The organism is Shinella sp. WSC3-e, from assembly GCF_945994535.1.
Lineage (GTDB): Bacteria > Pseudomonadota > Alphaproteobacteria > Rhizobiales > Rhizobiaceae > Shinella > Shinella yambaruensis.
In genome coordinates this window covers 2,066,081-2,086,480 of the sequence record NZ_OZ000530.1, presented here as the reverse complement: position 1 = coordinate 2,086,480, position 20,400 = coordinate 2,066,081, and the positions used below count along the sequence as shown (strand labels likewise).

General features: G+C 66.1%; 16 protein-coding genes. 15 read left to right on the top strand and 1 reads right to left on the bottom strand.

The genetic code is table 11. The annotated features are described in order from the left end of the window. Window positions 1-27 precede the first annotated feature (27 nt). The 10 genes from AABF56_RS10375 (at window position 28) to aqpZ (AABF56_RS10330) (ending at window position 12,243) form a co-directional block, all read left to right on the top strand. A complete protein-coding gene (locus tag AABF56_RS10375; RefSeq protein ID WP_272805857.1) occupies window positions 28-1,479 on the top strand; it encodes a UDP-N-acetylmuramoyl-L-alanyl-D-glutamate--2,6-diaminopimelate ligase in 1,452 nt (483 codons plus the stop codon). Beyond that, complete coding sequence (locus AABF56_RS10370; protein ID WP_272805856.1) at window positions 1,476-2,909, top strand: UDP-N-acetylmuramoylalanyl-D-glutamyl-2,6-diaminopimelate--D-alanyl-D-alanine ligase; 1,434 nt, start codon at window positions 1,476-1,478, stop codon at window positions 2,907-2,909. The genes AABF56_RS10375 and AABF56_RS10370 overlap by 4 nt, the downstream gene beginning before the upstream one ends. Window positions 2,910-3,025: 116 nt before the next feature. After that, the gene (gene mraY, locus AABF56_RS10365) at window positions 3,026-4,126 is read left to right on the top strand and encodes a phospho-N-acetylmuramoyl-pentapeptide-transferase (RefSeq protein WP_244766787.1); all 1,101 of its coding nucleotides are present in this window, start codon (window positions 3,026-3,028) and stop codon (window positions 4,124-4,126) included. A gap of 7 nt (window positions 4,127-4,133) precedes the next feature. Further along, on the top strand, window positions 4,134-5,531 hold the full coding sequence (gene murD, locus AABF56_RS10360) for a UDP-N-acetylmuramoyl-L-alanine--D-glutamate ligase (protein ID WP_272805855.1): 1,398 nt from the start codon (window positions 4,134-4,136) through the stop codon (window positions 5,529-5,531). Window positions 5,532-5,704: 173 nt separating this feature from the next. Further along, window positions 5,705-6,859 (top strand): putative lipid II flippase FtsW, encoded by a 1,155-nt coding sequence (gene ftsW, locus AABF56_RS10355; RefSeq protein ID WP_244766785.1) that lies wholly within the window; start codon window positions 5,705-5,707, stop codon window positions 6,857-6,859. Between the two features lie 178 nt (window positions 6,860-7,037). Then, complete coding sequence (gene murG, locus AABF56_RS10350; protein WP_272805854.1) at window positions 7,038-8,174, top strand: undecaprenyldiphospho-muramoylpentapeptide beta-N-acetylglucosaminyltransferase; 1,137 nt, start codon at window positions 7,038-7,040, stop codon at window positions 8,172-8,174. Continuing rightward, the gene (gene murC / locus AABF56_RS10345) at window positions 8,171-9,586 is read left to right on the top strand and encodes a UDP-N-acetylmuramate--L-alanine ligase (RefSeq protein ID WP_272805853.1); all 1,416 of its coding nucleotides are present in this window, start codon (window positions 8,171-8,173) and stop codon (window positions 9,584-9,586) included. Before murG ends, murC begins: the two co-directional genes overlap by 4 nt. Continuing rightward, window positions 9,583-10,557, top strand: a complete 975-nt coding sequence (gene murB, locus AABF56_RS10340) for a UDP-N-acetylmuramate dehydrogenase (protein ID WP_272805852.1) — start codon at window positions 9,583-9,585, stop codon at window positions 10,555-10,557. The genes murC and murB overlap by 4 nt, the downstream gene beginning before the upstream one ends. Before the next feature lie 134 nt (window positions 10,558-10,691). Beyond that, window positions 10,692-11,426: an aquaporin Z gene (gene aqpZ / locus AABF56_RS10335; RefSeq protein ID WP_272805851.1), complete on the top strand. Its 735-nt coding sequence runs from the start codon at window positions 10,692-10,694 to the stop codon at window positions 11,424-11,426. Window positions 11,427-11,556: 130 nt separating this feature from the next. Further along, window positions 11,557-12,243 (top strand): aquaporin Z, encoded by a 687-nt coding sequence (gene aqpZ, locus AABF56_RS10330; RefSeq protein ID WP_244766780.1) that lies wholly within the window; start codon window positions 11,557-11,559, stop codon window positions 12,241-12,243. 63 nt (window positions 12,244-12,306) lie between these two features. Here the strand turns inward: aqpZ (AABF56_RS10330) and AABF56_RS10325 are convergent, their stop codons facing one another. Then, the gene (locus AABF56_RS10325) at window positions 12,307-13,611 is read right to left on the bottom strand and encodes an MFS transporter (protein ID WP_272805850.1); all 1,305 of its coding nucleotides are present in this window, start codon (window positions 13,609-13,611) and stop codon (window positions 12,307-12,309) included. A gap of 435 nt (window positions 13,612-14,046) precedes the next feature. Between AABF56_RS10325 and AABF56_RS10320 the strand changes: the two genes are divergently transcribed. The 5 genes from AABF56_RS10320 to lpxC all read left to right on the top strand — a co-directional run bounded on the left by AABF56_RS10320 (window position 14,047) and on the right by lpxC (window position 20,355). Then, entirely contained in the window at window positions 14,047-14,973 is a 927-nt protein-coding gene (locus tag AABF56_RS10320) for a D-alanine--D-alanine ligase (RefSeq protein WP_244766779.1), read from the top strand. Beyond that, window positions 14,961-15,881, top strand: a complete 921-nt coding sequence (locus AABF56_RS10315; RefSeq protein WP_272805849.1) for a cell division protein FtsQ/DivIB — start codon at window positions 14,961-14,963, stop codon at window positions 15,879-15,881. Before AABF56_RS10320 ends, AABF56_RS10315 begins: the two co-directional genes overlap by 13 nt. Continuing rightward, the gene (gene ftsA, locus AABF56_RS10310) at window positions 15,878-17,209 is read left to right on the top strand and encodes a cell division protein FtsA (RefSeq protein ID WP_244766777.1); all 1,332 of its coding nucleotides are present in this window, start codon (window positions 15,878-15,880) and stop codon (window positions 17,207-17,209) included. The genes AABF56_RS10315 and ftsA overlap by 4 nt, the downstream gene beginning before the upstream one ends. A 98-nt stretch (window positions 17,210-17,307) precedes the next feature. Continuing rightward, entirely contained in the window at window positions 17,308-19,038 is a 1,731-nt protein-coding gene (gene ftsZ / locus AABF56_RS10305; protein WP_272805848.1) for a cell division protein FtsZ, read from the top strand. A gap of 360 nt (window positions 19,039-19,398) precedes the next feature. Next, entirely contained in the window at window positions 19,399-20,355 is a 957-nt protein-coding gene (lpxC, locus tag AABF56_RS10300) for a UDP-3-O-acyl-N-acetylglucosamine deacetylase (protein WP_244766775.1), read from the top strand. Window positions 20,356-20,400: the final 45 nt, after the last annotated feature.

Here is a 20,400-nt window from a genome sequence, read left to right as displayed (position 1 = left end):
TTCCACTGGAAAGCAGCAGAGCGGACAATGAAGATCAGTGACCTCGCCGGACCCGAAACCGAAGACCTTTCCGCCGCAGCCGCGATAGACATCGGCGGCATAACCAGCGACAGCCGGAAGGTGAAGCCGGGCGATCTGTTCGTTGCACTCTCGGGCACCAGGGCCGATGGCAGCGCCTTCATCGCCGATGCCGTCTCGCGCGGCGCCGCCGCGGTTGCCGTTGCCGCCGGCAGCACGGCCGAAGCCTCCGTCCCGGTCATCCCCGTTGCCGAGCCGCGCCGGTTCCTGGCGCTTGCCGCCGCCCGCTTCTACGGCCGCCAGCCGGAAACCATGGTCGCCGTGACCGGCACGGCCGGAAAGACCTCCGTCGCCTCCTTCACCCGCCAGATCTGGGCCCATGCCGGCCACGCCGCCGCGATGATCGGCACGACCGGCGTCGTCGCGCCCGGCCGCAACGACTACGGCTCGCTGACGACGCCCGATCCGGTGTCGCTGCACGAACTGCTCGCCGAGCTTGCCGATGCCGGCGTCACCCATGCCGCGATGGAAGCGTCCAGCCACGGCCTCGACCAGGCGCGTCTCGACGGCGTGAAGCTTGCCGCCGCCGCCTTCACCAATCTCGGCCGCGACCACATGGATTACCACCCGACGGTCGAGCACTACATGGCCTCGAAGATGCGGCTGTTCGATACGCTGCTCGCCAAGGGCGCGCCCGCCGTCATCTATGCCGACGACGAATGGTCGGGCGTTGCGATCGAGGCGGCGCGGAAGGCCGGGCTCGATGTGCGCACGGTCGGCCGCAAGGGCGAATACCTGACGCTGAAGCGCGTCGAGCATTTCCGCCACAAGCAGACCGCCGAAGTGCATGTCGGCGACGACATCTATGAAGTGCATATCCCGCTCGCCGGCGATTTCCAGGTGGCGAACGCCCTGGTGGCGGCAGGCCTTGCCATGTCGACCGGCGTTCCCGCCGCCGTCGCCATGGCCGCGCTCGAAAAGCTGATCGGCGCCTCCGGCCGGCTCGAACTGGTGGGCCACGCCAGGAACGGCGCGCTCGCCTATGTCGACTATGCCCACAAGCCGGATGCGCTGGAAAACGTGCTGACCTCCGTGCGCCCCTTCACGACGGGCCGCGTCATCGTCGTCTTCGGCTGCGGCGGAGACCGCGACAAGGGCAAGCGGCCGATCATGGGCGAGATCGCAACGCGCCTTGCCGACGTGGTGGTCGTCACCGACGACAATCCGCGCTCCGAGGTGCCCGAAGTCATCCGCTCCGAAATCATGGCGGCGGCCAGGGGCGCGACCGAGATCGGCGATCGCGCCGAGGCGATCCGCAGCGCCGTCCGCATGCTGCAATCCGGCGACACGCTGATCGTCGCCGGCAAGGGGCATGAGGAGGGGCAGACCGTCGGCACCGTCACGCTGCCGTTCTCCGACCACGCGGAATTGCGCAAGGCCCTGGAGGAACTCGACCGTTGAAATGGCTCTGGACCACGCCTGATCTTGTCGCCGCCCTGAATGGCCGCCCCATCGGCAACCTGCCGCAGGGCGTCACCGGCATTTCCATCGACAGCCGCAACATCGCGCCGGGCGAAGCCTTCTTCGCCATCAAGGGCGACCGCGTCGACGGCCATGATTTCGCAAGCTTCGCGGTCGCGAACGGCGCGGCGCTGCTCGTCGTCAGCGAAGGCAAGCTGCCGGCGCTCGGCCGGCTCGTCACGCCGATGATCGTGGTGCCGGACGTGCTCCAGGCGCTCGTCGACCTCGGCTGCGCGGCGCGCGACCGCACCGCGGCCCGCATCATCGCCGTCACCGGCTCCGTCGGCAAGACGACGACCAAGGAGATGCTGCGCCAGGCGCTCGGCCCCTCCGGCAGCGTGCACGCCTCCGTCGCCTCCTTCAACAACCATTGGGGCGTGCCGCTGACGCTCGCCCGCATGCCGGAGACCACCGATTACGGCGTCTTCGAGATCGGCATGAACCATCCCGGCGAGATTCGCCCGCTGGTCGCCATGGTGCGCCCGCATGTGGCGATGGTCACGACGATCGCGCCGGCCCATCTCGGCAATTTCCGCGATCTCGAGGAGATCGCCGCCGCCAAGGCGGAGATTTTCGAGGGTGTCGTGCCGGGGGGGCACGCCCTTCTCAACCGCGACAACGAGCAGTTCGCCTTCCTCGAAAAGGCGGCTGAGACGGCCGGCGTCTCGCATATCCACAGCTTCGGCGCCGATGCCAAGGCGGAGTTCCGCCTGCTCGATTTCATCCCGAGCGCCGAGGGCGGGCTTTTGCGCGCCGCGGTCGGCGGGCAGACGCTGGAAGTGCCGATGGGCGCGCCCGGGCGGCACATTGCCGAAAACGCCGTCGCCGTGCTCGGCGCGGTGCATCTTGCCGGCGGCGATATCGAAAAGGCGATGGCGGGGCTTGCCACCATGCAGGCGGAGAAGGGGCGGGGACGGCGCTACCGGCTCGCCAAGGGTGGCGGCTGGTTCACGCTGATCGACGAGAGCTACAATGCCAACCCGGCCTCGATGCGCGCGGTGATCGCGCTGTTGCGCGATGCCGAGCCGCATGGCCGGGGCCGGCGCATCGCCGTGCTCGGCGACATGCTGGAAATGGGCGAGCATTCGCCTCTCGTCCATGCCGGCCTTGCCGAACCGCTTCTGGAGGCGGGCATCGGCGACGTCTGGCTCGGCGGACCGGACATGGCGGCGCTGCGGGATGTGCTGCCGGAGGGCGTGGCGACGGAATACCGCGACACGGCGGACGCGCTTGCCGCCCATGCGCTCGATGCGGTGCAGCCGGGCGACGTCCTGGTCGTGAAATCGTCGAAGGGCACGGGATTCAGCCGTATCGTGGCGGCCCTGCTTGACAAATATCCGACGTTCCCGGAGAGGGAACGCGAGCTTTGAGGGAGGTTCGGCCGGGCAGATGCCCGCCGGGCCTTCTTTTTTATGGAATCGACATCTCCGTCCGCGGTCGGTCACGCCGCGGATGATGCGGGGAACCTTTTGGGGAAAGGGTGACAATGCTGCTTTGGCTCGTCGAGCTGGCTGACACCGTCCAGGTGTTCAACCTGTTCCGCTACATTACCTTTAGGACGGGCGCTGCGCTGTTCACTTCGGCCACCATCGTCTTCCTCTTCGGACCGATGATCATCTCCTCGCTGCGCATCCGCCAGGGCAAGGGCCAGCCGATCCGTGCCGACGGACCGCAGACGCATTTCAAGAAGGCCGGCACGCCCACCATGGGCGGCCTGATGATCCTTGCCGGCATCGTCGGCAGCGCGCTGCTCTGGGCCGATCTTTCCAACGTCTATGTGGTCGCGACCCTGCTCGTGACGCTCGGTTTCGGCGCGATCGGCTTCTACGACGACTATCTCAAGGTCACCAAGCAGACGGAGAAGGGCTTTTCCGGCAAGGCGCGCCTCGGCCTCGAATTCATCATCGCGGGCGTGGCGACCTACTTCATGATGCGCGCCTCGCTTGCGACGGGGGCGGCCGGCTCGACCTTCGGCTCCTCCATCGCCTTTCCCTTCGCCAAGGATTTCCTGATCAATCTCGGCATCTTCTTCGTGCTGTTCGGCGGCTTCGTCATCGTTGCCGCCGGCAATGCGGTGAACCTGACGGACGGGCTCGACGGCCTTGCCACGGTTCCCGTCATGATCTCGGCCGCCTCGTTCGGCGTCATCGCCTATCTCGCCGGCAACGCCGTCTTCGCGAACTACCTGCAGATCCATTTCGTGCCCGGCACGGGCGAGCTTGCCGTCGTGCTCGGCGCGGTCATCGGCGCCGGCCTCGGCTTCCTGTGGTTCAACGCCCCGCCGGCCGCCATCTTCATGGGCGACACCGGTTCGCTGGCCCTCGGGGGCCTCATCGGCACGGTCGCCGTCGCCACCAAGCACGAGATCGTCATGGCGATCATCGGCGGCCTCTTCGTCATGGAGACGCTGTCGGTCATCATCCAGGTCGCCTCCTTCAAGCTCACGGGCCGGCGCGTCTTCCTGATGGCGCCGATCCATCACCATTTCGAAAAGAAGGGCTGGACGGAAAGCCAGGTCGTCGTGCGCTTCTGGATCATCGCCGTGGTGCTGGCGCTGGTCGGCCTCTCCACGCTCAAGCTGCGGTGAGCCGGTCATGATCCCCGTCACCACCTTCAAGGGAAAGACGGTCGCGCTCTTCGGGCTCGGCGGCTCCGGTCTTGCGACGGCACTGGCGCTTGCCGCGGGCGGCGCCGAGGTCATCGCCTGGGACGACAGCGCGTCGAGCGTCGAGAACGCGTCGTCCGCCGGCATCCGGACGGGCGACCTGCGCAGGCTCGACTGGAAGGCCGTGGCCGCGCTGGTGCTTTCGCCCGGCGTGCCGCTCACCCATCCCAAAGCCCATTGGAGCGCGGACCTTGCCCGCGCCGCCGGCGTCGAGATCATCGGCGATGTCGAGCTCTTCGCGCGCGAGCGCCGGGCGCATGCGCCCGATTGCCCCTTCGTCGCCATTACCGGCACGAACGGCAAGTCGACCACGACGGCGCTGATCGCCCATGTCCTCAAGGCGAGCGGGCGCGATACCCAGCTCGGCGGCAATATCGGCACGGCGGTGCTGACGCTCGATCCGCCGAAGGCCGGCCGCTTCTATGTGGTGGAGTGCTCCTCCTACCAGATAGACCTGGCGCCGACGCTGAACCCGTCCGCCGGCATCCTTCTCAACCTGACGCCCGACCATCTCGACCGCCACGGCTCGATGGAGCACTATGCCGACGTCAAGGAACGCCTCGTCGCCGGCAGCCGCACGGCGATCGTCGGCGTCGACGACAGTTTCTGCGAGCGCATCGCCGACCGCGTCGAGCGGGCCGGCACGAAGGTCGTGCGCATCTCCAAGCGCAACGTGCTGGCCGACGGCATCTATGCCGATGGCCCGCGCCTCGTCCTGGCGCAGGGCGGAGCGACCCGCGTGATCGCGGACCTTTCCCCGATCGAGACCCTGCGCGGCGCCCACAATGCGCAGAATGCCGCCGCGGCCGTCGCGGCATGCCTTGCGGTCGGCCTCAGTGAGGACGAGATCCGCGCCGGCCTTGCCTCCTTCCCGGGCCTCAGGCACCGTATGCAGCCGGTCGGGCGCAAGGGCGAGACGCTGTTCGTCAACGATTCGAAGGCGACGAATGCCGATGCGGCCGCGCCGGCGTTGTCGAGCTTCGAGCGCATCTACTGGATCGCCGGCGGCGTGCCGAAGGAGGGCGGGATTTCCTCGCTCGGTGCTTTCTTTCCGAAGATCGCCAAGGCCTATCTCATCGGCGAGGCGGCGCCCGCCTTCGCGGCGACGCTCGGCGAGGCCGTGCCCTTCGACATGTCGGGCACGCTGGAACGGGCGGTCCAGGACGCGGCGGCGGATGCCGAGCGGGAAGGAAACGGCCCGGTTGCCGTTCTGCTCTCCCCGGCTTGCGCAAGCTTCGACCAGTACAAGAACTTTGAAGTCAGGGGTGATGCCTTCGTGAAACACGTTTCGGCGCTGCCGGGCGTGTCCATGCTGGTCGAGGTTTAGGATGGTGTCGGGATTTGCGACCTTGCTCCTCTCTCCTCCGTCATCCTCGGGCTTGACCCGAGGATCCACGCGGCACGCACGGTGCAAATGGATCCTCGGGTCAAGCCCGAGGATGACGGAGGAGAGGGAGTGGACGCAGCAGAACCCGAACCGCTCAGTGAGAGGAACGAGACATGGTTAGTCGTGCCGAACGTGGTGCATTGGCGGACTGGTTCTGGACGATAGACCGGTTCTTCCTGGCGGCCTTCATCCTGTTGATGGGCCTTGGCTTCATGCTGTCCTTCGCGGCCAGCCCGCCGGTTGCCGAGCGCCTCGGGCTCGACAGCTTCCACTTCGTCAAGCGCCACGCCGTGTTCCTGATCCCGGCCATCGCGGTGATGTTCGGCATTTCCTTCATGTCGCCCCGCCAGGTGCGGCGCGCGGCGATGATCCTTCTCGTGGTCTCGCTTGCGGCCATGGTGCTGGCGCTGTTCTTCGGCGTCGAGGTCAAGGGCTCGCGGCGCTGGATCTCGATCGGCAGCTTCTCCATCCAGCCGTCCGAATTCATGAAGCCGGCCTTCGTCGTCATCTGCGCCTGGCTCTTTGCCGAACATGCCCGCCAGCCGGAAATCCCCGGCAACCTCTTCGCCATCATCCTCTTCGGCATCGTCGCGGCGCTGCTCGTCGCCCAGCCAGACCTTGGCCAGACCATCCTGACGGCTGCCGTCTGGGGCGGCATGTTCTTCATGGCCGGCATGCCGTGGCTGTGGATCATCGTGCTCGGCGGCGCGGCCGTCGGCGGCCTCCTGACGGCCTACACCTTCCTGCCGCATGTGGCCGGCCGTATCGACAAGTTCCTGACCGGTGAGGGCGACACGTTCCAGATGGACACGGCGCGGGAAGCCATCATCCGCGGCGACTGGTTCGGCCAGGGGCCGGGCGAGGGCACCGTCAAGCGCATCATCCCGGACAGCCATACCGACTTCATCTTCTCCGTCGCGGCCGAGGAGTTCGGCATCCTCTTCTGCATGGTCATCGTCATGATCTTCGCCTTCGTGGTGATGCGCGGCCTCAACCATGCCTTCAAGGAGCGCAACGATTTCACGCGTTTCGCCGTCGCCGGCCTCGTGCTGCAGATCGGCACGCAGTCGATGATCAATATCGGCGTGAACCTCGAGCTGCTGCCGGCCAAGGGCATGACGCTGCCGCTGATCTCCTACGGCGGCTCGTCGATGATCGCGATCTGCGTGACGGCCGGCTTCATTCTGGCGCTGACCCGCCACCGCCCGGAAAAGCGCGCCTCCGAGCGCAGCCTCTTCCGCGGCGGCATCGTGGCGCCTGCGGAGTGACCGGTTCGATGGCGCATGTGGGTTTCACCCCCCTCTGCCCTGCCGGGCATCTCCCCCTCAGGGGGGGAGACCGGCTGGAAGCAAGGCGGTGCCACGATTCAATCTCCCCCCTTGAGGGGGAGATGCCCGGCAGGGCAGAGGGGGGTAATGCCTCCGCAACGCACAAGGCATGCACTCCATGAGCAAAGGCATCGTTCTCCTCGCCGCCGGGGGCACCGGCGGCCATCTCTTTCCCGCAGAGGCGCTGGCGCATGAGCTGAAGGCCGGCGGCTGGTCGGTGCATCTCGTCACCGACAGCCGCGCCGAGCGTTTTGCCGGAAAATTTCCGGCGGACGAAATCCATGTCGTTCCCTCCGCGACGATCGGCTCGAAGAACCCGGTCAGCGTCGTGAAATCGCTCTTCACGCTGTGGAAGGGCATTCGCGTCGCGCGCAAACTGATGGCGCGCCTGCGGCCGAAGGTGGTCGTCGGCTTTGGCGGTTATCCCACCGTTCCGCCGCTTCTCGCCGCGACGGGCATGGGCATCCCCTCGATGATCCACGAGCAGAACGCGGTGATGGGCCGCGCCAACAAGGCGCTGGCGAACCGCGTGAAGGCGATTGCCGGCGGCTTCCTGCCGGAGACGGGCGGGCAATATGCGGCAAAGACGGTGACGACGGGCAATCCGGTCCGCCCCGCCGTGCTCGAAGCCGCGGCCATTCCCTACCAGGCCTCGGCGGAGGGCGAATTCCGCCTCGTCGTCTTCGGCGGCAGCCAGGGCGCGCAGTTCTTCTCCAAGGCCATCCCCTCGGCGATCGCGGCGCTGGAACCCGCCGACCGGGCGCGGCTCAGAATCACCCAGCAGGCGCGGCCGGAAGACCGCGACGAGGTCGTGCGCACCTATGGCGAGCTTGGCATTCCGGCCGATGTCTCGCCCTTCTTCACCGACATGGCGTCGCGCATCGGCAACGCCCATCTCGTCATCAGCCGCTCCGGCGCCTCGACCGTCTCCGAAGTCTCGGTCATCGGCCGTCCCGCCATCCTCGTGCCCTATCCCTATGCGCTTGATCACGACCAGGCGGCGAATGCCGCGGCGCTGGCTTCGGGCGGCGGGGCGAAGGTGATCGCGCAAGGAGAGCTTTCGACGGAGCGCCTGGCGGGCATCGTCTCCAAGGCGATGCATGACCCGGCGGGCATGACGGCCATGGCCGCAAACGCCAGAAAGGCGGGCAAACCGGATGCCGCGCGCTTGCTCGCCTCGATGGTTGAGGCTATTGCGGGCGGCAGGCCCATTGCACAGTTCAAGGGCGCACAATTCAAGGGAGAACGGCCATGAAGATGCCGCAGAGCATAGGGCTCGTTCATTTCATCGGCATTGGCGGCATCGGCATGAGCGGCATTGCCGAGGTGCTGCACAATCTCGGCCACAAGGTGCAGGGCTCCGACCAGGCGGACAGCGCCAATGTGCAGCGCCTGCGCGAGAAGGGCATCGATGTCTTCGTCGGCCACAAGGCGGAAAACCTTGGCGACGCCGAAGTGGTCGTCGTCTCCACCGCCATCAAGAAGAACAACCCGGAACTCGTCGCGGCGCGCGAAAAGCTGCTGCCGGTCGTGCGCCGCGCGGAAATGCTCGCCGAGCTGATGCGCTTCCGCAATGCCATCGCCATCGGCGGCACGCATGGCAAGACGACGACGACCTCGATGGTCGCGACGCTTCTGGAGGCCGGTGGCCTCGACCCGACCGTCATCAATGGCGGCATCATCAACGCCTACGGCACGAACGCGCGCATGGGCGAGGGCGAGTGGATGGTGGTGGAGGCGGACGAATCGGACGGCACCTTCCTGAAGCTGCCCGCCGACATTGCCGTCGTCACCAACATCGACCCGGAACATCTCGACCACTACGGCAATTTCGACGCCGTGCGCGCGGCCTTCCGCCAGTTCGTCGAGAACGTGCCGTTCTACGGCTTCGGCGTCATGTGCCTCGACCATCCGGAGGTGCAGGCCATGGTCAGCCGCATCGAGGACCGCAAGGTCATCACCTATGGCGAGAACCCGCAGGCCGACGTGCGCTTTTCCAATATCCGCATGGACGGCGCGATCTCCGTCTTCGACGTGGAGATCCGCCGCCGCCGCACCGGCCAGGTCATCGCGCTGAAGGACCTGCGCCTGCCGATGCCGGGCCGCCACAACGTTTCCAATGCCACTGCGGCCATCGCCGTTGCCCAGCGTCTCGGCATGTCGCCGGAGGCGATCGCCCGGGGGCTTGCCGGCTTCGGCGGCGTCAAGCGCCGCTTCACGCTGACCGGCAGCTGGAACGGCGTGAACGTCTACGACGACTACGGCCACCACCCGGTCGAGATCAAGGCCGTGCTGCGCGCGGCGCGCGAGGCCTGCGCGGGCCGCGTCATCGCCATTCACCAGCCGCACCGCTACAGCCGCGTCGCGAGCCTGTTCGAGGAGTTCGCCGGCTGCTTCAACGAGGCCGACACGGTGATGATCGCGCCGATCTATGCGGCGGGCGAGGACCCGATCGACGGCGTCACCGCGGAGGAGATGGTTTCCCGCATCAAATCCGCCGGCCACCGGGATGCGCGCTTCCTGCCGTCGCCGGAAGCTTTGGCGCCCGTCGTCGCCGGCATTGCAAAGCCCGGTGACTTTGTGGTTCTCTTGGGGGCTGGCAGCATCACGTATTGGGCGCAGGCGCTGCCGAAGGAATTGGCAGGCATTTCGGGGCAGGTGGCATGAAGCAGGTGGATGGTGCGAAACTTCTGGCGTCGTTGGGCGAGGGGATCAAGGAGGTCCGCGGCCGTCTGACGCCCGATGCACCGATGGACCGCGTCACCTGGTTCCGCGCCGGCGGCCTTGCCGAGCTGATGTTCCATCCGCACGACAGCGAGGACCTCGCCATCTTCCTCAAGCTCGTGCCGGAGGAGGTGCCGGTCACCGTGACCGGCGTCGGCTCGAATCTCCTTGTGCGCGACGGCGGCATTCCGGGCGTCGTCATCCGTCTCTCGGCCAAGGGCTTCGGCGATGTCGAGCTCGCGGGCGAGAACCGGATCAAGGCCGGCGCGATCTGCCCGGACAAGAACATCGCCGCCATGGCGCTCGACCACGGCATTGCCGGCTTCGAATTCTATTACGGCATTCCCGGCTCGATCGGCGGTGCGCTGCGCATGAATGCCGGCGCCAATGGCGGGGAGACCAAGGATCTTGTCGTGGAGGTGCACGCGATCGACCGCAAGGGCAATCCGCATGTGCTGTCCAATGCGGACATGGGCTATACCTATCGCCATTCCGCCGCGCCGTCCGACCTGATCTTCACCCACGCCGTCTTCCAGGGCGCGGCGGGCGACAAGACCGATATCCGCGGCAGGATGGATGCGGTGCGCCAGCACCGCGAGACCGTGCAGCCGATCCGCGAGAAGACCGGCGGCTCGACCTTCAAGAACCCCGAGGGGCATTCGGCCTGGAAGCTGATCGACGAGGCGGGCTGCCGCGGCATGATGATCGGCGGCGCACAGATGTCGCCGATGCACTGCAATTTCATGATCAACACGGGCCAGGCCACCGGCTACGAGCTGGAATATCTCGGCGAGACCGTGCGCAGCCGCGTGCTGGAGCATTCCGGCATCATGCTGCAATGGGAAATCAAGCGCCTCGGCAATTTCATGCCGGGCTACGAGGTCAAGGAGTTCCTGGGCCGCGCAACGGCCTGATCCGACACGATTCTTGCTGGGGCGTTCGAGAAACGCCCTCTCCCCCACAGGCAAGTTCACCGAAACGAAACCGTGTGACGTCGCGCCTCCGGCGCGCGACGGCCCTGCATGCCAGGGTCCTGATGGGGGTATTCATGAACAGGAAACTTGCCGCCGAGTTCATCGGCACGTTCTGGCTCGTCTTCTGCGGCTGCGGCAGCGGGATATTGACTGCTGCCTTTCCGCAGGTCGGCATCGGCCTTGCCGGCGTCTCTCTTGCCGCCGGCATCGCACTGATGGCGATGATCTACACGATCGGCGGCATTTCCGGCGGGCACATGAACCCGGCCGTTTCCGTGGGCCTTGCCGTCGCCGGCCGGTTTCCGGCCGGCCATATCCTGCCCTACATGGTGGCGCAGGTCGCGGGTGCGACGGCGGCGGGCGCCGTTCTCTATCTCATCGCCTCCGGCAAGGCGGGCTTCCGGCCGGGCGGTTTTGCCGCGAACGGCTATGGCGATCTCTCCCCGGGCGGCTATTCGCTGACGGCCGGCCTGGTGAGCGAAGTGGTGCTGATGGCGCTCTTCCTTTTCATCATCCTCGGCTCGACCCATCGCCGCGCGCCGGTGGATGTCGCGCCCATCGTCATCGGCCTCAGCCTGACGGCGATCAACCTCGTTTCGATCCCGGTCACCAACACCTCCCTCAACCCGGCCCGCTCGACGGGCGTTGTCTTCTTTGCCGAGACGGCGGCGCTTTCGCAGCTCTGGCTGTTCTGGCTCGCCCCGATGCTCGGCGCCGTCGTCGGCGCGGCGGCCTGGAGGCTGGTCGGCGAAAGCGGCGCGGCGCAGTCCGATCCCACCCTTGCATTGAAGGCGAATATGCGTGCTTGATTAGCAGGCGCGCAGATTCATTTTCTTCGTTCAGCCCCTGTTCATGCGGGTTTAGCGAAGGCTATGCTCGGTCGCGCGTTGGTTGCGCGATGAAGCCCCGCTCCAGCGGGGTTTTGACCAGGGGGCATTCATGTTCAAGAAACTCTCAGCCGAATTCCTCGGCACGTTCTGGCTCGTCTTCGGCGGTTGCGGCAGCGCGGTGCTGGCCGCCGCCTTCCCGGAGGTCGGCATCGGCCATCTCGGTGTCGCCTTCGCCTTCGGCCTTACGGTGCTCACCATGGCCTATACGGTCGGCGGCATTTCCGGCGGGCACTTCAACCCGGCCGTCTCCGTGGGCCTGACGGTGGCCGGCAAGTTCCCGGCGTCCAGCCTTGTGCCCTATATCGTGGCGCAGGTCGTGGGCGCGGTCGTCGCGGCGGTGGTGCTTTATCTCATCGCTTCCGGCAAGACGGGCTTCCAGGCGGGCGGATTCGCCTCGAACGGGTATGGCGACCTGTCACCCGGCGGCTATTCGCTGACGGCGGCGCTGGTTGCCGAAGTGGTGCTGACGGCCTTCTTCCTCATCATCATCCTCGGTTCGACCCATGGCCGTGCGCCGGTCGGCTTCGCACCGATCGCCATCGGCCTCGGCCTGACGCTGATCCATCTCATCTCGATCCCGGTGACGAACACCTCGGTCAATCCGGCCCGCTCGACCGGCGTCGCGCTCTTTGCCGATACGGCGGCGCTTTCGCAGCTTTGGCTGTTCTGGCTCGCTCCGGTCCTCGGCGCGGTGATCGGCGCGGTGATCTGGAAGGTTGTCGGCGAGGACGACTGATCGCGGAAAAAAAGAACCCGCCGCGTCGCCGCGGCGGGTTTTCTCTCGAAGGTCCCGAAGGGCTCAGACCTCTTCCTTGCCCGAAAGCAGGATGCAGGCCAGCGTGATCACGGCCGATATGCCGAGATAGTAGCCGACATAGGTCATGCCGTAGTTCGCCTGCAGCCACGTCGCGATATAGGGCGCGAGCGAGGCGCCGAAGATGCCGGCGAAGTTGAAGGTGATCGACGAGCCCGTATAGCGCACCTTGGTGGGGAAGGGGGCGGCGAGCGCCGTGCCGATGAGACCGTAGGTCATGCCCATCAGCGCCATGGCGAGAATGACGAAGACGAAGATGCCGCTCTCGCCGCTCGTCATCAGCTCCGGCAGGAGGAACGAGAAGGCGCCGATCAGCACGGTCGTGAGGATCAGCACCTCCCGGCGGCCGAACCTTTCGGCGAGCTTGCCGGCGAAGGGAATGAAGAGGCCGAACAGCACCGAGCCGAGCAGCTGGACTTCCAGCGCCTCGACGAAGGGCAGCTTCAGGACCTTGACATTGTAGGAGAGCAGGTAGGCCGAGCCGATATAGAACAGCACGAAGGTGGCAAGCGCCACGAAGGTGCCGAGCACGAGGCTGCGCTTGTGGTTGCGGAAGAGCTCCACGACCGGGACCTCGACACGCTCCTGCTTTTCGATGGCCTTCTGGAAGGCCGGCGTCTCGGTGATCGACAGGCGAACCCAGAGGCCGACGGCGATCAGCACGATCGAGGCGACGAAGGGGATGCGCCAGCCCCAGGCGAGCAGCGATTCCTGCGACATGACATGCAGCAGCAGCCAGAAGACGCCGGAGGAGAGGAAGAGCCCGACGGGCGCGCCGAGCTGCGGGAACATGCCGTACCAGCTGCGCTTGCCGGGCGGGGCGTTTTCCGTCGCCAGCAGCACCGCGCCGCCCCATTCGCCGCCAAGGCCGAAGCCCTGGCCGAAGCGGCAAAGCGCCAGGAGCAGCGGCGCGAGAACGCCGATCGTCTCATAGGAGGGCAGCAGGCCGATGATCACGGTCGAGACGCCCATGGTCAGAAGCGCCGCCACCAGCGTCGTCTTGCGCCCGATGCGGTCGCCATAGTGGCCGAAGACGATCGCGCCGAGCGGGCGGGCGAAGAAGGCGATCGAGAAGGTCGCGAAAGAGGCGAGGAGGGCCGTCGTCGGATCGCTGTTCGGGAAGAACAGCGTCGGGAAGACCAGCACGGCGGCCGTGGCATAGACGTAGAAATCGAAGAATTCGATGGTCGTTCCGACCAGGCTTGCAAAAAGAACGCGCGCCGGGGAGTTGAGCCCAGCGCGGTTGGAATGCGTTGCGGTCGGCGACCCGGAAGCGAGCGTGTCACTCATCAAGGGTGCCTTTTCTTGGTTTTTGAAGCTGTCTTGGGAGGCAGCGGCGGTTTATTACGCCAACCGGGCGGTCAGCGAAACAACAAAAGTACGCAGGCCGGCGAAAAATCGTACTTTTCGTGCGCTGGAGGCGGTGCCTGCGTTTACCAGGGGTTTGCGGCCATGGGCCCGTCCTCCGGCTCCGCTTTAGAGAATTCTAAATTCTTCTTTTTCTTGCGTCGGCCACAACTCTCTGATTCCAGAGAGAGAATCGAAGCGAGACTTGATTCGGGACAGGAAAATTCGCCTCCGGGCGGCTCCGGTTAACGAAAGTAAACGCTTCATTAACCTTAATGACGTTCTAGTGATCCTACCTCGCTGCCCGAGTCGGATCGCAAGCAAATCAGGTCCGCGCAAGGGACGAGCACCAGAGTACGGAATTCAGTTGGGGGTTCTATGAGCGTGAAGCATGTCGCGATGCTGATGGGTGGTTTTTCGTCGGAACGGCCGGTGAGCCTTTCGTCGGGCAACGCCTGCGCCGACGCGCTTGAGGCCGAGGGCTACAAGGTCACCCGCGTCGATGTCGGCCACGACGTCGCGAGCGTGCTTGCCGAACTGAAGCCGGACGTCGCCTTCAATGCGCTGCACGGGCCCTTCGGCGAGGACGGCACCATCCAGGGCATCCTCGAATATCTGCAGATCCCCTATACCCATTCCGGCGTGCTCGCCTCGGCGCTCGCCATGGACAAGGCGCAGGCGAAGATCATCGCAAAGGCCGCCGGCATTCCGATCGCCGAGCAGCGGCTGATGGACCGCTTCGATTTCACCTCGGCGCATCCGATGAAGCCGCCATACGTGGTCAAGCCGGTGCGTGAAGGCTCGTCCTTCGGCGTCGTCATGGTCAAGGAAGACCAGTCGCATCCCCCGCAGATCATCACCTCGTCCGAATGGCGCTATGGCGACAGCGTCATGGTCGAGCGCTACATCTACGGCCGGGAGCTGACCTGCGGCGTCATGGGCGACGTCGCGCTCGGCGTGACGGAAGTGGTGCCGCAGGGCCACGCTTTCTACGACTATGATTCCAAATATGTGAAAGGCGGCTCGAAACACGTCATCCCGGCGCAAATTTCACCGAATATTTACCAAAAAGTTCAAACACTCTCCCTCAAGGCGCATCAAGCGATCGGGTGCCGTGGCGTCAGCCGTTCCGACTTCCGTTACGACGACCGATTCTCCGAGAATGGCGAGCTTATCTGGCTGGAAATCAACACCCAGCCCGGCATGACCCCGACCTCCCTGGTGCCCGAAATGGCCGTTCATGCCGGCCATTCCTTTGGTGAATTCTTGCGGTGGATGGTGGAGGACGCGTCGTGTTTGCGTTGAGCGTCAAGAAGAGCAGGGTGCGCCCCGTCGGGATTCCGGAAACGGAAGCCGGTCGCGTGCTGCCGCGTCCGCTGCGCCGGATCGTCCGGTTCCTGGTCAGCCTCGCGGCCGGCCGCATCCATATTCCGCGCCACACCGGCAGCGTCGCCACCGTGCTGTTCATCGGCGCGACGGGCCTTTACGGCATGTCGCTGGGCGGCCATTCGCAGGATGTCGCCCAGGCCTCGACGACGGCGATCGGCTTTGCCATCGAGGACGTCAAGGTCTCCGGCAACCGCGAGACATCGGAAATCGACATTCTGGAGCGCCTCGGCCTCGACGGCACGACCTCGCTGGTCGCCCTCGACGTCAAGGAAGCCCGCAAGCAGCTCACCGAGCTGCCCTGGGTCGAGGACGCATCCGTGCGGAAAGTCTATCCGGGCACGATCGAGATCGCACTGAAGGAGCGGGAAGCCTTCGCCATCTGGCAGCACGGCTCCGACCTGTCGCTGATTGAGAAGAACGGCAGCGTCATCGCGCCGCTGCGCGACAACAAGTTCTCGACGCTGCCGCTGTTCGTCGGCCGCGACGCGGAGACGGCCGCGGCCGGCTTTGCCGACGAGTTCGACAACTGGCCGGAAATCAAGGCGCGGGTGAAGGCCTATATCCGGGTCGCCGGCCGTCGCTGGGACTTGAGGCTCGACAACGGCATCGTCGTCAAGCTGCCGGAGCACAACGTGCCGCGCGCCATGGACACGCTGGCGACGCTGGAAGCGGAGCAGGGGATCCTGGAGCGCGACATCGCGGCCGTCGATCTCCGGCTCGAAGACCGTACGACGGTCCGTTTGACGGAAGGGGCGCTGGAACGCCGCAATGCGGCGGTCGAGCAGAGAACGAAGGACCTGAAGAAGGCAGCGAAGCGCACATGAGCATTTTCGGTTCGTCCCATTTTGGCCTGCCGCGCTTGAAGCCGCTTTCCTCCAAGCGGGCGCATGTCGTTTCGGTCCTCGACATCGGCTCCACCAAGGTCGTCTGCATGATCGGCCGGCTGACGCCGCGCGCCGAAAGCGAGATCCTTCCCGGCCGCACGCACAATGTCGAGGTCATCGGCATCGGCCACCAGAAATCGCGCGGCGTGAAGAACGGCGTCATCACCGATCTGGATGCCGCCGAAAGCGTCGTGCGCCTTGCAGTCGATGCCGCCGAGCGCATGGCCGGCCTCACCATCGAGAGCCTGATCGTCAACGTCTCGGCCGGCCGCCTGCAGAGCGACGTCTACACCGCGACCATCGATCTCGGCGGCCAGGAGGTCGACGCCAACGACCTGCGCAAGGTGCTCGCCGTCGCCGGCCAGCAGTCGCTGCGCCAGGACCGCGCCATCCTCCATTCGCTGCCGACGGGCTTCTCGCTCGACGGCGAGCGCGGCATCCGCGATCCGCTCTCCATGTTCGGCGATGTGCTCGGCGTCGACATGCATGTGCTGACGGCCGAACGGGCCGCGCTGAAGAACCTCGAACTCTGCATCAACCGCGCCCACCTCTCCGTCGAGGGCATGGTGGCGACGCCCTATGCGAGCGGCCTTTCGGCCCTCGTCGACGACGAGGTCGAACTCGGCTGCGCCTCGATCGACATGGGCGGCGGCACGACGACGATCTCCGTCTTCGCCGAAGGCAAGCTGGTGCATTCCGATGCCGTCTCGCTCGGCGGCCATCACGTCACGACGGACCTCGCGCGTGGCCTGTCGACCCGCATCGAGGATGCCGAACGCCTGAAGGTCGTGCACGGTTCGGCCCTGCCGAACGCCAGCGACGAGCGCGACATCGTCACCGTCCCGCCGATCGGCGAGGACGACCGCGACCAGCCGACCCATGTGCCGCGCGCGCTGCTGTCGCGCATCGTCAGGGCACGCATCGAAGAGACGCTCGAACTCATCCGCGACCGCATCCAGCGCTCCGGCTTCTCGCCGATCGTCGGGAAAAGGATCGTGCTGACGGGCGGCGCCAGCCAGCTCACCGGCCTGCCGGAAGCGGCCCGCCGCATCCTTGCCCGCAACGTCCGCATCGGCCGCCCGCTCGGCGTCTCCGGCCTGCCGACGGCGGCCAAGGGGCCGGCCTTTTCGACGGCGGTGGGGCTGATGATCTATCCGCAGGTCGCGGAACTGGAAGAACACGCTGTGCAGGGCGGCATGCTCTCGCAGCTGACGGGTGGCAACGGCCGCATCGCCCGCATGGGCCAGTGGCTGAAGGAGAGTTTCTGACGGGTTTCCCGGCGGCGTTACGGCCGGGAAAGACCGACACTAGAGTTTTGGGAATAGACCGGCTGGGCGAAGCAGCCGGAAACGAAAGGAACACTGCAATGACTATCAAGCTCCAGAAGCCGGACATCACCGAGCTGAAGCCCCGCATCACCGTCTTCGGTGTCGGCGGGGGCGGTGGCAATGCTGTCAACAACATGATCACCGCGGGCCTGGAAGGCGTCGATTTCGTCGTCGCCAACACCGATGCCCAGGCGCTGACCATGACCAAGGCTTCGCGGATCATCCAGATGGGCGTCGCCGTCACGGAAGGCCTCGGCGCCGGCTCGCAGCCGGAGGTCGGCCGCGCCGCCGCGGAAGAGTGCATCGACGAGATCATCGATCACCTGAACGGCACCCACATGTGCTTCGTCACCGCCGGCATGGGCGGCGGCACGGGCACGGGCGCAGCGCCGGTCGTCGCGCAGGCGGCCCGCAACAAGGGTATCCTGACCGTCGGCGTCGTCACCAAGCCGTTCCACTTCGAGGGCGGCCGCCGCATGCGTCTTGCCGAAGAAGGCATCCAGGAACTGCAGAAGTCGGTCGACACGCTGATCGTCATCCCGAACCAGAACCTCTTCCGCATCGCCAACGACAAGACCACCTTTGCCGACGCCTTCGCGATGGCCGACCAGGTGCTCTATTCGGGCGTCGCCTGCATCACCGACCTCATGGTCAAGGAAGGCCTCATCAACCTCGACTTCGCCGACGTCCGCTCGGTGATGCGCGAGATGGGCCGCGCCATGATGGGCACGGGCGAAGCTTCGGGCGAAGGCCGCGCCATGGCCGCAGCGGAAGCGGCGATCGCCAACCCGCTGCTCGACGAAACCTCGATGAAGGGCGCGCAGGGCCTCCTGATCTCGATCACCGGCGGCCGTGACCTCACCCTCTTCGAAGTCGACGAAGCCGCGACCCGCATCCGCGAGGAAGTCGATCCGGACGCAAACATCATTCTCGGCGCAACCTTCGACGAAGAGCTCGAAGGCCTGATCCGCGTCTCCGTCGTTGCAACCGGCATCGACCGCGCGGCCTCGGAGGTGGCTGCACGTCATGCTGACTTTCGCAGCCACAGCAAGCCGGTAGTCCGCCCCGCCGCCGTTCCGGCCCAGCCGCAGGTCCAGGCCGCAGCGCCGCAGCCCCAGCCGGTCCCGCAGCCCGTCATGCAGCAGCCGGTCGCCCAGCAGCCGGTCGTCGATCCGATCGCCGAGGCCATCCGCGCTTCGGAGGAGAACCTCGAGCGGGAACTCGCCATTCCGGTGAACCGTCCGGCTCCGGTGCAGCAGCCGGTGGCTTCCGTCCAGGAAGAGCCGCGCCTGCAGAACCGCCTGTTCGCCGCCCCGGCCGAGACGCCGGTGCAGCGCCCGGTCCAGCAGCAGCCGATGCAGCAGGCCCCGGTCATGCAGCAGCGCGTCGAGCCGTCCGCTCCGATCATCCGTCAGGAGCCGCAGACGATGCGCATGCCGAAGATCGAGGATTTCCCGCCCGTCGTGCAGGCCGAGATCGACCACCGCGCCGCCCAGCAGCCGGTCGCCTCGCACAGCGAAGAGCGCGGCCCGATGGGCCTCCTCAAGCGCCTGACGTCCTCGCTCGGCCGTCACGAGGAGCCGCAGGCCGCCCAGGAGCCGGCGCCGCAGGCCCAGCAGCAGCGCCGTCCGCTGTCGGCCGAAGCCAGCCTTTACGCCCCGCGCCGCGGTCAGCTCGACGATCATGGCCGCGCCAATCCGCAGCCGCGTTCGCTCGGTGAGGACGACCAGCTCGAAATCCCGGCGTTCCTGCGCCGCCAGTCGAACTGAGGCCTTCCTCGGAGCCCGTTGACAGAATGCCCGGACCGTGGTCCGGGCATTTTTGATTCTTGTCTAAATTCAAGAGTTTGCCGTTGATGTGGAGCGTAACAAAACGAAAGAAACAGTGATTTGTGTAACCCTGAGGGACCTACTACATTCACACTAGGCACAGGGGCCAGTCAGGGATCGGATGCCGGCATCACGCCGGAGCGCATCAAATCACTCCAGACGTTGAGGCGGACTTGTCGGTGGGCGCAACGCGCCCGGCCAAGGGTTTCCTTGGGCCAATGAAATACCGGGGCTCCCGCGAGCCCGTGAAATAAGAATGTCGGCGAAGAATGAGCCGACAGTAAGACGAGGCGAATGCACATGACGATCGGTATGCTCGGTTTCCAGACGACGATTGCGAGCCCGGTGACGATTGCCGGCACGGGCGTCCATTCCGGCGCGGCCGTATCGATCACCTTCAATCCGGCCGAAGCCGACAGCGGCATCCTCTTCCAGCGCCTGCACGACGACGGCACCGTGAGCGAGTACCGCGCGGTCTCCGCGCAGGTCGGCAACACGGACCTGTGCACCGTGCTCGGCTTTACGCCCGCGACGTCGATCGCCACTGTCGAGCACGTCATGGCCGCGCTCTATGCGCTCGGCCTCGACAATGTCCTCATCGAGGTCCACGGCGCCGAAATGCCGATCATGGACGGCAGCTCTGCCCCCTTCATCGATGCGATCGACCAGGTCGGCCTCATCCCGCTCGCCGTCAAGCGCCGCTATATCCGCATCGTCAAGCCGGTGCGCGTCGAGGCCGGCGCTTCCTGGGCCGAGTTCTCGCCCTATGACGGCACGCGCTTCGAGGTCGAGATCGATTTCGATTGCCCGCTGATCGGCCGCCAGGCCTGGAAGGGCGATCTGACGCCGATGACCTTCCGCAGCGAATTGTCGCGCGCCCGCACCTTCGGTTTCATGCGCGATGTGGAAAAGCTCTGGGCCTCCGGCCATGCGCTCGGCTCGTCGCTGGAAAATTCCGTCGTCATCTCCGACGACAACACCGTGATCAATGTCGAGGGCCTGCGCTACGCGAAGGACGAGTTCGTGCGTCACAAGACGCTCGATGCCGTGGGCGACCTTGCGCTTGCCGGTGCGCAGTTCATCGGCTGCTACCGCTCCTATCGCGGCGGCCACAGGATGAACGCCCATGCGCTGAAGGCGCTGCTCAGCGACCGCACGGCCTACGAGGTCGTCGAAGCCTCCGCGCCGCGCTCGCGCGCCGGCCAGCGCGAGCTGATCGCCGTCAACGCCCCCGAGTTTGCGCCCTGGTCCCTGTAAGGCGTGCGCTTCCAGACAGCCTTGCCATAAAAATGCGTTAATGCG